The sequence below is a fragment of the Rhodopirellula sp. P2 genome (assembly GCF_028768465.1).
Taxonomy (GTDB): Bacteria; Planctomycetota; Planctomycetia; order Pirellulales; family Pirellulaceae; genus Rhodopirellula.
On record NZ_CP118225.1, the window covers coordinates 2,369,788 to 2,382,467 of the forward strand.

General features: G+C 58.1%; 11 protein-coding genes. 6 read left to right on the forward strand and 5 right to left on the reverse strand.

Going from position 1 to position 12,680, the window contains the following annotated elements:
• Positions 1-208 precede the first annotated feature (208 nt).
• From PSR62_RS08460 to PSR62_RS08470, 3 genes are all read left to right on the forward strand, one after another.
• Complete coding sequence (locus tag PSR62_RS08460; RefSeq protein WP_274407342.1) at positions 209-1,090, forward strand: hypothetical protein; 882 nt, start codon at positions 209-211, stop codon at positions 1,088-1,090.
• 112 nt (positions 1,091-1,202) lie between these two features.
• A complete protein-coding gene (locus PSR62_RS08465) occupies positions 1,203-2,048 on the forward strand; it encodes a lysophospholipid acyltransferase family protein (RefSeq protein ID WP_274407343.1) in 846 nt (281 codons plus the stop codon).
• Between the two features lie 595 nt (positions 2,049-2,643).
• Entirely contained in the window at positions 2,644-3,933 is a 1,290-nt protein-coding gene (locus PSR62_RS08470; protein WP_173442646.1) for a 6-phosphofructokinase, read from the forward strand.
• A gap of 172 nt (positions 3,934-4,105) precedes the next feature.
• Here the strand turns inward: PSR62_RS08470 and mutM are convergent, their stop codons facing one another.
• Positions 4,106-5,002: a bifunctional DNA-formamidopyrimidine glycosylase/DNA-(apurinic or apyrimidinic site) lyase gene (gene mutM, locus PSR62_RS08475; RefSeq protein ID WP_274407344.1), complete on the reverse strand. Its 897-nt coding sequence runs from the start codon at positions 5,000-5,002 to the stop codon at positions 4,106-4,108.
• A 165-nt stretch (positions 5,003-5,167) separates the two neighbouring features.
• Here mutM and PSR62_RS08480 point away from each other — a divergent pair, with 165 nt between their 5' ends.
• On the forward strand, positions 5,168-6,454 hold the full coding sequence (locus tag PSR62_RS08480; RefSeq protein ID WP_274407345.1) for an acyltransferase family protein: 1,287 nt from the start codon (positions 5,168-5,170) through the stop codon (positions 6,452-6,454).
• Between the two features lie 268 nt (positions 6,455-6,722).
• On the opposite strand, the gene PSR62_RS08485 is transcribed toward PSR62_RS08480, so the two are convergent.
• Positions 6,723-7,883: an aminotransferase class V-fold PLP-dependent enzyme gene (locus tag PSR62_RS08485; RefSeq protein WP_274407346.1), complete on the reverse strand. Its 1,161-nt coding sequence runs from the start codon at positions 7,881-7,883 to the stop codon at positions 6,723-6,725.
• A gap of 180 nt (positions 7,884-8,063) precedes the next feature.
• Between PSR62_RS08485 and PSR62_RS08490 the strand changes: the two genes are divergently transcribed.
• Entirely contained in the window at positions 8,064-8,966 is a 903-nt protein-coding gene (locus tag PSR62_RS08490; protein ID WP_274407347.1) for an alpha/beta hydrolase, read from the forward strand.
• A 100-nt stretch (positions 8,967-9,066) separates the two neighbouring features.
• Positions 9,067-10,596: a sulfatase-like hydrolase/transferase gene (locus PSR62_RS08495; protein WP_274407348.1), complete on the forward strand. Its 1,530-nt coding sequence runs from the start codon at positions 9,067-9,069 to the stop codon at positions 10,594-10,596.
• Position 10,597: 1 nt separating this feature from the next.
• On the opposite strand, the gene PSR62_RS08500 is transcribed toward PSR62_RS08495, so the two are convergent.
• The 3 genes from PSR62_RS08500 to PSR62_RS08510 form a co-directional block, all read right to left on the reverse strand.
• Positions 10,598-11,020, reverse strand: a complete 423-nt coding sequence (locus tag PSR62_RS08500; RefSeq protein ID WP_274407349.1) for a TadE/TadG family type IV pilus assembly protein — start codon at positions 11,018-11,020, stop codon at positions 10,598-10,600.
• 50 nt (positions 11,021-11,070) lie between these two features.
• Positions 11,071-12,162, reverse strand: coding sequence for a vWA domain-containing protein (locus PSR62_RS08505; RefSeq protein WP_274407350.1), 1,092 nt, complete (start codon positions 12,160-12,162; stop codon positions 11,071-11,073).
• A gap of 76 nt (positions 12,163-12,238) precedes the next feature.
• Positions 12,239-12,676 (reverse strand): TadE family protein, encoded by a 438-nt coding sequence (locus tag PSR62_RS08510; RefSeq protein ID WP_274407351.1) that lies wholly within the window; start codon positions 12,674-12,676, stop codon positions 12,239-12,241.
• Positions 12,677-12,680 lie beyond the last annotated feature (4 nt).

Sequence of the window (12,680 nt, forward strand, 5' to 3'; positions counted from 1 at the left end):
TCCACTTGTTTCGTTGTAAGTCTTTTTTGGGTAGTGGGTTGCGTGTTTTGGTGAGGTTTTCGGTTGCGGGTGAGTGCAAGATTTGGCAGTAGGTGTTACAAGCGAAGGTCAAGAATTACAAACCGGTCTGGACGCCCCCCGCTGCGGTCGACTATTCCCTGTTCTAGGCACGAATTCGATGCCCAAAATGAATTGGATGGGTCCCGCGATGCTTTCTTTTTCCGCCCGTATTGGTCAATTGCCGACGTTTGTTCGGCCCAGGTTGCCGCTTGCGCGGAAATCGAAGCCCTCTGTCCGCGGAATCGCGTGGGTGTTGGCCGCGTTGCTGGTGCTGCTGAGCAGCGGATCGGCAAAGGCCCAGGATTTTCGTTTGGCCAGCCGTCTGGGGGAACAGTCCGAGCCGGCGGGGACGCCGAACTTCACCCTCACCACCAAAATCTATTTCGCAGGTGAGCGAAATCCGAACTCAGTCCACCAGAACATCTTCCATGAAGGTGTGATCTACAGCGTGTCGGAATCGGATCCTCGGTTTCTGACCGTGTTTGATCTGAACCAGTCGGTGATTGTTTTGTTGGATCAGCAAACCAAGACGCGTTGTTCCGTTTCGATGGACGTGTTGACTCAGTTGGCAGCTCGCGCGGACGCCACGGTCACGGACCCGAAGCGTCGGGAGCGACTGGGGATGAATGCTGACGTGAGATCGCTCGGCAACCATCGCTATGAGATGACGTACCCCGGTGTGCGGTACGAAGTGGAGGGTGTTGTGCCTCCGTCACCAGCGATGGCGGTTGCCAATGCTCAATTGGTTGACTGGGCGTGTCGTTTGAACATCGCTCGCCCGCGGGGCTTGCCACCGTTTGGTCGGATGCGATTGAACGACGAATTGTGGAAGCAATCGCTGATTGGCGTGAAAACAAAATTGACGATTGACCGGAATGGCGCTGATGGCGAACCGGTCATGAAAGCAAACCTGAACATTGAATCGACTTGGTCCGAGGGCATTGATGACGCTGCCCAGCGTCAGATTGATCAGGCCATGGGCCACCGGGTCGTTTATAAACAAGTGAACTGGAACGAGTTCGCGGACTGAGTTGCCAGCGTTGTGATCGCTTCGGCAATGTTTGCCATCGAGGGGGAAACCTCTCGACGGTGGCGTTTCCTTTGGTTGTCTTACGTCGTTGTCTTTTTTTCTTACTACCTCGATGAAAGTCCCCTCCCTCGTGAATCCAGTGATCGGAGCAGGCATCGCTGTGACGTTCAAGTTGTTTCGACTCACGTTTCGAATACGTGTTCGCAACGACCAACGTGAACGCTTGGTGCAGCGAACCGGCAAGCAGTACGCGCTCGCGATTCTGCATGCTCATCAATTGGCAGCATTGTCATTGTCCGCGCCCAAGGTGGGGGCGATGGTTTCTCGTTCCCGTGACGGGGATTTGTTGATGCCGTTGCTGCGAGGCAACGGATGTGTGCCGATTCGTGGCAGCAGCGGAGTGGGGGAAAAGGGTGGCGCCACGGCGCTGACCAAGATGATCCGCCACGTCAAGGATGGCAATCCAAGTGTGATCGCAGTCGATGGACCCCGCGGGCCGCGTGGTGTCGTGCAAAAGGGCATCGCGATGGTGGCGATCAAGGCCGACGTGCCGATCGTCCCCGTGGTGCTGATTCCACGACGACGTTGGATCCTGCCCAAAGCATGGGATCGAATGCAGATTCTGCTGCCGTTCACTCGGGTGGACGCGTTGTTTGGCGACCCGATCTTTCCGGTTCCCGGTGAATCCATCGACGACCTGAGAGAGAAGGTGGCGGAATCCTTGCGGGTCATGGAGCATCGCATGGATCCCGAAGAAGCCGAGCGTTGTGATCGTTTGTGCAGCAAACAAGCTGGCTCACGGCGCGGCAAGAATCGACCCGTTCCACCGACCTCGGAATCGTCGGCTGGCGAGACAGGGGACTCAGTGGGTGGGAAGGCCGAGGCGATCGTTCCAACAGAGACGCTTCGGGACGCTGAAAATCTCGCTTCCGACACGAGCAAACGAGCCGCGGCCTAGCAGGCAACGGCTCGCTTTCGGACCGGTTGGGGTTGGGCTGGATCCGATGCTGAACCCTCCCGGTGCGATCTGAGAATAAAATTGGCATCCGCAATCAGAGCGCCAATGGTGACGGCTTGTCGTCAATGTCGTCAACGACGTTTCAACGCATGGAGGATGAGCACTCTTGCCCGTCAGAGTCGGCCAAGACCACCCATCACAACCCGAAACGCGAGCGAAGGACGTCCCCAACTCCCACGACGGCCCCATCCGCGGCGACCGTTTGTTTTCAGGCATCGGTCTCTCGGGGCTTCCGCCCCGAGCTAAGCACGACGGCCCCATCCGGGGCGAAACCCAGCCGCCAGCCACCATTTATTTTTTGAACGTCTCCAGAGGGAGGGTGATGATAAGCGTTTGGCAACACAGCACTTAAGAACCGCAAGACCTCTCCAAAAGGGAAGGTGATGAGCAGCGGCAGGCGAAACGAACCTTGAAATCGGCACACGACCTGTCGGATTGGCAGGCGTCTTGGCGAAACGAGGTGGATGCTTAGAATCTGGGTTCTCAATCGCAACGCGATTGTCTTCGGAAATTCCTCTTCACCAGGCAGTGCATCGTGGCTGAGCTCGCTCATCACAATTTGGATATCAAACGCGTCGCGATCTTGTTCGCTGGCGGACCCGCTCCCGCCGCCAACGCGGTCATCAGTACCGCTGCGTTTTCGTTCCTGGAAGAAGGTGCTCAGGTCTTCGGCATCAAACACGGTTACAGCCGCTTGGCGGAGTACACCGCGGCGGGGCCGTTGCAAGAAGGCACCGATTACATGCGGTTCACGCACGATTCGCTGACCCACGCTCGCAGCAGCCGTGGGATCATGATCGGAACGGCTCGGACCAACCCTGGCAAACACGTCAGCAGCCCCGAGCATCTGAAAGATCCCGAGTTGGTCGCGCCGCTTCGCCGCGTGTATGAAGGCCTGTGCTCGCTGGAAGTCGACGCGTTGATTTCGATCGGCGGGGACGACACGTTGAAAACGGCGAACAAACTTAAAATGTTCCAAGACAACCTGCCCGGCGAGGCACGTCGTTTCCCGGTGGTTCATCTGCCCAAAACGATCGACAACGATTACTCAGGCATTGATTTCACGTTTGGATTCTTCACCGCCGTGGAAACCTTGGCCGAAGAAATTCGGAACTTGAACTATGACGCTGCCGCTGGCCGTGCCTACTTCTTGTGTGAAGCGATGGGCCGCAGTGCCGGTTGGTTGGCGTACGGTGCCGCGATTGCTGGTGAAGCCAGCATGGTGCTCAGCGTCGAAGACATTATCGGAGCATTGGCGGAAGAAGAAGTCGTCAATCAAGAAACCGGCGAGACTCGCAAAATCATGGCGATGGATCGCGTGATCGATCGGATGGTCGACATGATGCTGGCTCGCGAACGGGAAGGCCGCCAATACGGCACGATCGTGATCGCGGAAGGCATGGCGGAGTACCTACCCGCGAAGTATCTCGAAGGCGTCACCCGCGATGATCACGGTCACATCAACATCTCGTTGGTGAATCTTTCGGCGTTGATGTCCCGCTTGCTGGCCGCTCGCTACAACGAACGCACCGGTCGGACTCGCAAGGTGAACGGGTTGCAAATGGGATACGAATCTCGTTGTGCACCACCACACGCTTACGATGTCATGTTGGGATCGCAACTCGGCGTCGGTGCTTACCGAGCGCTCGTGGAAGAGAAGCTCAACGGCGTCATGGTTTCCGTTTCTGGGCAATTTGATTTGCATTTCGTGCCATTCGAAGAATTGGTCGACCCGCAAACGTTGGTCACCAAGGTTCGTTTCATCGAGCAGAACTCGGACTTCCACCGCTTGGCACGGTTCCTGGAAACCTGCATCGACAATTGATCGATGCCTGACCGGAGGGCTCACGGGCTGTCCATTTCGTGAGCCGCTTAGGATTCGCCTCGGTTCCAATGCCACTGAACCGGGGCCAACGCCCAAACGGCTCACATGAAGAATCGAACCGACTAACCGACCGCCTGCTTGCGGGTTTTCGGGTTCAAATGACTGACGGAGGTCAGTCTCGACAGTTGTCTGGCATGGAAACGCTGGGGTGCCGACCGCTTTTGCGTTGGCATCCCGGGCAAAAAAATGTCGCACGTTGAGCTTGGACGATTCGCCGAATCACCCCGCCCTCGCAACGAGGGCAACTCAAGTGTTCGCGATCGTAGACCCGGTGCATGTTTTGATAATTGCCGGGGTCGTTCAGGGCGTTGCGATACGTCCCGTCGCTCAGTGTGCTGCCCTCGTGTTCGATGGCATCTCGCAGCACCCAGGTGATCGCAGGATGGATGCGTTCCCACTGCGGTTTGGTCAATTGGTCGCAACGTGTGCGCGGATCAACGCCGGCTAAGAACAGGATCTCGGCCGCGTACAGGTTGCCAATCCCGGCGACGGCGGATTGATCCAGCAACGCCACTTTGATGGGGCGTCGTGAGGCCGCCAAGTTCTGACGCAATTCCTCCGCGGTGATGCACATCGCGTCAGGTCCCAGACGCGAATCGACTTTTTCAAGGTAGTCCTTCTCGCTCATCCAGCGGATCGTCCCCAGCCCGCGACGGTCCCAGAGCAGCAATTCCGTGGGAGCGTCCGCGGATGGAATCGATGGCGGGCGAAACTGGATCCGCAGTCGCAAATGGTCTGGATCCGGCGGGTCGGCCAGCAGCACCAGACCCGTCATCCGAGGTTCGATGACGAGTCGCGACTGATCGTCGAAGCACAGCATCACTCGTTTGCCGCGACGCTGGATTGCCGTGACCGGACGGCCTCGCAGTCGGCGGTCGATGGTGGCGACCGAAGGTTCGATCGTGATCGGTCGGCAGTGACACGGCGGAACTTCGACCCGTTCAATCTCTCGCCCGATGATTGGGGCGATTCCCCGGCACATCGTTTCGACTTCCGGCAGCTCCGGCATGAAAATTCCAGTGGAAAGGAGTGGGGGATCTCAACGGTTGTACTTCTTCTCATTCGATTGAGTTCGGCCGCAATCGATTGGACGCGGGTTTCACGCCCGGTTTCACAGGGCGATTTGAGCGGACTCGTCTGGCGTCGGCGAATGCGAATTCGTTATTGAGAGGGAATGCAAGCGACCCATCTTCGACTGAATCAAGCCGATTCTGCCGAGTCGGCTCCCAAGAATAACAATCTGCTCGGTTTGGATGCCGTGCGGGCGTGGGCAGCCATCGGCGTTGTGATGTTGCATGCCTGTGTGCCTTATTCCAATCCGGACGTTCCAGGGCTGACTTGGGCCACCACCGATACACCGCACTCGGGGCTGACTGCGCTGATGTGGGCCATCGAGATTGTCATCATGCCAATTTTCTTGGTGATGGCTGGGTTCTTGGCCGTTCGAAGCATGGCCTCGCGAGGTCCATTGGCCACGCTGAAATCCAGAACACGACGATTGGGTTGGCCGTTTGCGTTGGCGGTTCTGTTTTTGATCCCCGTCGACCTCTACGCGTGGTTGTTGGGGTGGTTGGCCGATGGCGTGATCACGCCTCGCCAATTGCGATCGTTGAAGTTCGCGGAGGGACAAGACGAGCACCTTTGGGGACTGTCTCATCTGTGGTTCCTGCAGTACTTGATCCTCTACATTGCCGTTCTAGCGGGTGCTTGGAAGTGGCTGCAGCGGTTGGATCCGAAGCGTGCCTTTGGGATCGGCATGCCGTTGGTGATCGCGGTGGGTGTGTCAGTGCTTTGTGTTCGCCCCGAAGTCGTTTGGGGATTCCAGCACGCGTTCTTGCCGGTTCCTTCCAAGTGGGTGTACAGCGGGTGCGCCTTTGCCATGGGAGTGTTGATCGCGCACGCTGATCCTGACATGCAAGGTTTGACTCGGTTTGCCGGTCGAGCTTGGTGCCCCAGTGCGATGATTTGCGCCGCTGCCACGATGCTGGGGATCTGGGTGCTGGAACAGCCAACGGTCAGTGACACCGAGCAAGCCTCCGCTTTCCCGGTTGCGATCGGTTCCTCAACTTGGTTGTGCCTCGCATTGTTGACCGTTGTGGGTGCCACGGGGGTTGCGTTTTCATTGATTGGATTGGCGTGCCAAAGGGTGAAGCGACTGGACCCGATCACTCAGCAATTGGCGACCGCTTCCTTTGCAATCTACTTGTTGCATCATCCCGTGCTGGTGCTCGTGCACATCGCGGTCAAGCATGGGCTGCCGTCGGCGTCGCCGTTGTTGAAGATGTCTTTGTCGACGCTCATTGCGGTTTGCATTCCGGTTGGCATGCACTTCGTCTTTCGCCGCATCATGGCTCGTCGTCAGGCCAAGCAGATCGAACGAATCGATCAGGACAGGCCTTCGATTCTGTCGATGCCCACGTCTTCTGGTACCTCACAAACCGAGCAACGTTTGGCAGGCTAGCCGGCGGTTTGTGCCTGACAATCAGCGATTCGGAACCGGACGCTAGCGCGTTCCGGCTGATGGGAGTGGTTCGCGTTGGATCGTCGGCTGTGCCAGCTACCGTCGTTCCGCTCAACAAGGCCCGAAGGGTCGACAGATCCATTGCCGGGGTCGTCAGACCCCGGAACGATGAGCCGCTCAAACTGCGAAAGGCCCGAAGGGTCGACAGAACGACTTCGCCCCAACGGGGCAGCCTGATATCAGCCCAAGGCAACGTCCTGGGTTACCGCTACGAGAGTTCGGCCACCGCATCGGCGAGGCGTTCGTATTGTTCCAGCGTGTTGTAGGCTTGCGCCGAGATTCGCAGGCAGACATTCGTTGCATCGAACCGGAACACGGGTAGTTCGAAGTGATGTTTGGATCGCAATGTATCTTTTATCGCTCGGACTTGGTCGGGCGAATGGTTCCTCCAAGCCGGTATCGGAATCGTCGCGAGACTGCCGAGCATGGATTCAGGGGCTGGCTCGGGAAGGTTGAGTTTCTCCAGAATCACGCGTCGACCCGCCACCACCATTTCGTGGTTGTGTTGCATCAATCCAGCCAGCCGATTGGGGCCGTCCGTTGGGTACAAACTTGCCAGAAAGTCGATCGCGGTGGGGAGGGCCAGCAACGGTGACGGGTCGAAGGTTCCTGGCCAATTGAATTGACTCTGGAATTGGCTTGGTCCGTAGCCTTCCGTGTTCGCACCGTGGCTGATGATTGATGGCAGGACTTCGTTTTGAGAGTCTTCGTCGACGTAAAGGAATCCCGACACCTTCGGCCCACACCACCACTTGTGATGATTCGCGGTGTAGTAGTCGGGTTGCAATTCATGGAGGTTCAGCGGCAGCATGCCAGGGGCGTGAGCCCCATCGACCATCACGCGAATGTTGTTGGAGTGTGCCAGTTCAATCAGCTCCGCAACTGGCAGGACGATCCCGGTGGGGCTGGTCACATGATCGATCAGCATCCAGGTGGTCTTGGCGGTGAGGCTCTGCTCGATCGCCTGCACCACTTCCCCGGGATGGCGAATCGGGAAGGGAATGTTCGCGGTGACCACCGAAGCGCCGGCGGAATCAGCGGCTTGGCTGACCGCGTTGATGCAGGCGTTGTAGCCGTGGTTGGTCACCAGGATCTCATCGCCGGATTGCAATGGCCACGAACGCACGACGGCGTTGACTCCTTCGGTGGCATTGCGAACAAACGCGATGTCATGGGGAGACGCGTGAATCTGTTGAGCAACCGTTTGGCGAACGACGTCGAGTTTGGGCAGCAGCGACCTTTCCGGGGCCAAGAACTCGATGGGGTCTTCTTCCAAAAGAGTTTGCCAGTGCCGTTGGTTTTCGAGCACGCAACGGGGCGTCGCGCCGAAGGACCCGTGGTTGAGGAATTCCAGGTCGGGCCGAATCAACCATGGTTCGTATTGTGTGTCGTTCAACGAAGGGCCTGAGGGTAGGAAGGTGTCATTCCGGTGGGATGTCGTGATAGATGGCTTTGTGTCGCCAGAGGGACTTCCGCTGCGGGTATGATGAGTTTTTCAGAGATGTCGGCATCGAGCCTCGTCCACCTCCGTTGAGTCGGGAACGCAAAAATGAAGCGCACTCATCGTTCATGGTTGTTCATTGTCGTGTGTTTCTTGGCGTTGCAGAAGACCGCCGCTGCTCAGGATGCGAACTCGGTGGTGGCGCATCGAGACCTGGTCTACGCAGAGGTGCCAGGCGAAGAGAATGAAACTCGAACGCTCCAGTTGGATCTGTTTGTGCCGGCGATGTCAGAGAAGCCTGCCTTGGTGGTCTGGATTCATGGCGGTGGGTGGCGAAACGGTTCGCGGGGCAATCCCAAGTTGATGGAAGCGACCGAGAACGGGTACGCACTGGCCAGTCTGAGTTACCGCTTCTCGAAAGAGGCGATTTTCCCGGCTCAGGTTCACGACTGCAAAGCGGCGATTCGATGGTTGCGAGCGAATGCGAAACAGTACGGTTACGACGCGGATTGGATCGCGGTCGCGGGAAGTTCCGCTGGCGGGCACCTGGCGTTGTTGCTGGGCACGTCCGGCGATGTGGCTGAGTTGGAAGGTGAAGTGGGCGGAAACCTCGAGCAGTCCTCTCGCGTGCAGGCCGTGATCGATTACTTTGGCCCATCGGATTTTGTTTTGCGAGGGAAGACGCAACCGGAGCGAGCGTACACCGATCGCTCCGGCAGCTACGCCTTGCTGGGTGGCAAAGACGGGACGGTTCCCGAGCAGATGGAACGATTGGCCAGTCCGGCGACCTATGTGTCCACCGATGATCCACCACTGTTGATCTTTCATGGGACCGCCGACAAGACGGTGTTGTTGGATCAAAGCGAGCGGATGGTCGAATTGTACGAGGCCCTCGGTCTCGAAGTGGAGCTGATTCAGCACGAGGGTGCCGGCCACGGCGGCAAGCGATTCTTTGCCCGGGATTCACTGCAGAAGGCGATCGTTTTTTTGAACGACCATCGACCGGATTGAATCGAGAAAGCGAGTGAGGTTGAGCCTATGATGGTCGACTGATTTCGTTGTTTGAGCCGGTGAGATAGGCGGACGCAGTTGCTTCTTGGGAGAACAGGGCATGTCGTTGAGATTGGGCGGATGGTTGTGTGGCATCGTGATGATGGTCGGTGGCACGTTGCTGGGGCAAAGTGTCTATGGCGATGAGGTCGATCGTCCCAATGTGATCTTGGTGATGGCGGACGATTTGGGGTATGCGCAGACGGGATACTTTCAGCATCCGTTGCTGAAGACGCCTGAACTGGATCGCTTAGCCGCTGGCGGTTTGCGTTTGGATCGGTTCTACGCGGCCTCCGCGGTTTGTTCGCCGACCCGAGCGAGTGTTTTGACGGGGCGGTCACCCGAGCGGACCGGTGTCCCTTCGCATGGTCACGCACTGCGACATCAGGAACGATCAATTGCGACTGCAATTCGGAAGGCGGGCTATGTCACCGGGCACTTTGGAAAGTGGCATCTGAATGGTCTTCGCGGACCGGGAGTTCCAATCCTAGGCGAGGATCGCTTTCATCCCGGTCGGTTTGGGTTTGATGTGTGGTTGTCGGTGACCAACTTCTTCGATCGCGATCCGTTGATGAGTCGGCGGGGCAAGTTTGAAGCCTTCGAAGGCGACTCGTCCGAAGTGATCGTGGAAGAAGCGTTGGATTTCGCGTCTCGATCAGCACGGTCTCAACAACCGTTCTTCGCAGTGGTTTGGTATGGCACCCCGCACAGTCCGTTTGTGGCATCCGCGGAGGACATGCAAGCCTTGTTCGATGCGGGCAAGGACAAAGATGAAAAGGCCAAGTTGCAGCAGATTGTCGATGGCATGGATGAGGAGTCTCGCAATCACTATGGCGAGCTGGTGGCCATGGACCGAAGTCTGGGAACTCTGCGAGCAGGGCTGGAACGGCTGCGAGTGTTGGACAACACATTGATTTGGTTCTGCAGCGACAACGGTGGTCTGCCCCGCATCGAACCATCGACGACGGCTCCGCTGCGGGGGAACAAGTCACAGTTGTACGAAGGTGGGCTGCGGGTGCCGTGTGTGTTGCACTGGCCTGATCAAATTCAACCCGGGCGTGTGAGCCGCTACCCAGGCTGCACGACCGACATTGCACCGACGTTGGTGGAGCTGCTGGATTTGCCTGGGGACTCATTGACCACACCGGTCGACGGAATCAGTTTGCTGCCAGTGCTTCAGGGCGATGGCGAGACCGCCATGGTTCGTCGTGAAAAGCCCATGGGGTTCCGTTTTCGTGGTGCTTCAACGGTCGTCGACAACGCGTGGAAGCTGATTCGCGAAACACGAAAGAAGAAGGGGCAATCGGTGGTCAGCGAACAGTTGTTTCAGCTGGACGATGACATTGCCGAGAGCAAGGACGTGGCGGATGCTCATCCGGAAATTGCTTCGCGTTTGAGCGAGTGGTTGGCGGAATGGAACGCGTCGGTCGACAACAGCGTGGCGGGGTTGGACTATCCCGAGCAACGTGTCGACCCGGACCATCCGGAATCGAAGTACTGGTCCAGCGATTCGCGATACGAAGCGTTCTTCGAAGAGTGGCGTGAGCGACCGGAGTATCGATCGTTCTTGAAGATTCGTTTGGCAAAGTGAGCTAGCGGCCTTCGCGACGCATCGTCAGTTCTCGCTGCATTTCTTCGCCGAGAAAGTAGTTCGCGGGGACGTAGGTGTTGCGGTCCAATGGCACGGTCACGCGAACGGTGATGTCTTGCGTGGCGTCGGTGATGTTGGCCGGTTCCACCTCCAGGTCGAAGACATCGATTCCGATGGTGCCCAGGATCCGGGTGGCTTCGGTTCGGATTTCCGCGTTGGTGCCACCGGGGATGATTCCCACGCGAGCCCCTTCGTAGACTGCGTTGTCAATGGTGTGCCGCACCATCGCCACTCGCATGAATTCGAAACCTGCGAAGAAGAACAGAAACAGCAGCGGCACGACAACGGCGAATTCAACCGCAACGGCGCCTTGCCGAGGATTCGGTTTGGCGATGGGTTGGCGAGAGTGAGTCGGCGAGTGCATGGGAATTTGTCGGGAAGAAGTGAGGGGTATGAATTGGCGGCTGATCGATTTCACTCGGTCAGGACCGTTCCCAACGTGAGGGCGATCTCTCGGTAGATTTCACGCAACTGGGCGCCATCGGTGGCGTGGAAGTGCCGACCACCTCCGATGCGTGCGACGTCTTGCATGCGGCCGAAGTCGGCGCCGGCTCCGAAGGTGATGGTGTGGATGGTGACACCATCCGCGGCGAGATCATTGGCCACGACCCTTGGTTCAATGCCTCGGTTGTGGCGGCCATCGGTCATCACGATCATGGTGCGTTCGACAAACTCGGGAGGTCGACCACGCAAGGCGATCGCCCGTCCGGCTTGCATCCCACCCGAAATGCTGGTGAATCCACCCGTTCTCAACCCGTCCATGGCATTGGTGATCTCGACGAAGTTTTCGGTCAATTGCACATCTTCGCTGGCTCGGTCGTTGTACGACGCCAGTCCGATTTGTTCATCGACCGGTGTGGTTGCCAACATGTCGGTGAAGATTCGAATGGCATCACGGAGGTCAGCGAATCGACTGCCGCCCATCGAACCACTGCGGTCAACGACCAAGGTGATGTCTCGTTCGACATAGGTTGCCGTCGCAAATGCTTCCGGTTCAAAGATGGAGGTGCCAGTGACGTTGCCAAAGAACAATGGCACTGGGCCGGACAACGATCCGGTGGTGCGTTGGCCGTTGACGCGAACGCCGTTGAAAGGAGCTTGACCCGAAGTGAACGCATACTTGCCGTTCACTTGACGCTCGGAGCGACCGAACTGGAAGTCGCCGGCTGCGAGCAGCAAGGGTTGTCCGTTGACCAAGTTGGCTTCTGCGATTTGCTGACCGCGTCGAACGGCTTCATTCCGATCCAGCGTGTCAGCCAATGTGGTGGCGGCGGCATTGGCGGCGGCATCGGTGGAGGCACGTAGTTCGGTCCGAGCCAGGTGCATCTGAGCGATGTCGATCGAGAAAGCCACAACGATCAAGAACAGGAACATCATGATCGCGATCAGCACCAACATTGCTCCGTGCCGTTGCGGTGCACGGCGAGTTCGATGGAGGTCGAAAGCGACGCAGCGATCACGAAGTTTGCGAGACAGCGTCGACTTGGTTGTGGAGGCGGGAGGCATGCTGCGATTCCGGACGAGTCGGATGAAGTTGAACGGGGCGGATGTGCGTTGTGAGTTCAGTGGAGCCGTTGTGGTCTCACTGCTTCAGCATCACCGTGTTGACGGTGAGTTGACGATCGGTGAGGAATCGGCCCAGCAGGGGACTGTTCGTGGCACTCGAAGCGGACACCGATGTCACGACTTCGGCGGCTCGGTCCGCGTCCAGCGATTCCCCGTTGGGAAACGTGATCTGGTAGCCAATGATGCCGCGGGAATCGAGGACTGCTCGGGCGCGAGCGGCGGCGTCGGCGTTGCTGCGGCCGTCGCGAATCGCTTCTCGCGTGGACTCGTACGCCGCCACGTTGAGTGACTGTTTCAGGAAGATCATGCTGGAAGCTTCGATCGAACCGAAAACCAAAAGGATCAGGACCGGCAAGCAAACGGCAAACTCAACCGTTGCCACACCGGATCGGCTGCGACGAGTTCGTCGGCCAGGGACGGTTCCGTCCCGCGGGCTGGAGGTGGGTGCAGGCATCGGA

Coding starts and splice junctions, on each gene's coding strand:
- PSR62_RS08460 (WP_274407342.1), top strand. CDS start 209: ATGCTTTCTTTTTCCGCCCGTATTGGTCAATTGCCGACGTTTGTTCGG.
- PSR62_RS08465 (WP_274407343.1), top strand. CDS start 1,203: ATGAAAGTCCCCTCCCTCGTGAATCCAGTGATCGGAGCAGGCATCGCT.
- mutM (WP_274407344.1), bottom strand. CDS start 5,002: ATGCCGGAGCTGCCGGAAGTCGAAACGATGTGCCGGGGAATCGCCCCA.
- PSR62_RS08480 (WP_274407345.1), top strand. CDS start 5,168: ATGCAAGCGACCCATCTTCGACTGAATCAAGCCGATTCTGCCGAGTCG.
- PSR62_RS08490 (WP_274407347.1), top strand. CDS start 8,064: ATGAAGCGCACTCATCGTTCATGGTTGTTCATTGTCGTGTGTTTCTTG.
- PSR62_RS08495 (WP_274407348.1), top strand. CDS start 9,067: ATGTCGTTGAGATTGGGCGGATGGTTGTGTGGCATCGTGATGATGGTC.
- PSR62_RS08500 (WP_274407349.1), bottom strand. CDS start 11,020: ATGCACTCGCCGACTCACTCTCGCCAACCCATCGCCAAACCGAATCCT.
- PSR62_RS08505 (WP_274407350.1), bottom strand. CDS start 12,162: ATGCCTCCCGCCTCCACAACCAAGTCGACGCTGTCTCGCAAACTTCGT.
- PSR62_RS08510 (WP_274407351.1), bottom strand. CDS start 12,676: ATGCCTGCACCCACCTCCAGCCCGCGGGACGGAACCGTCCCTGGCCGA.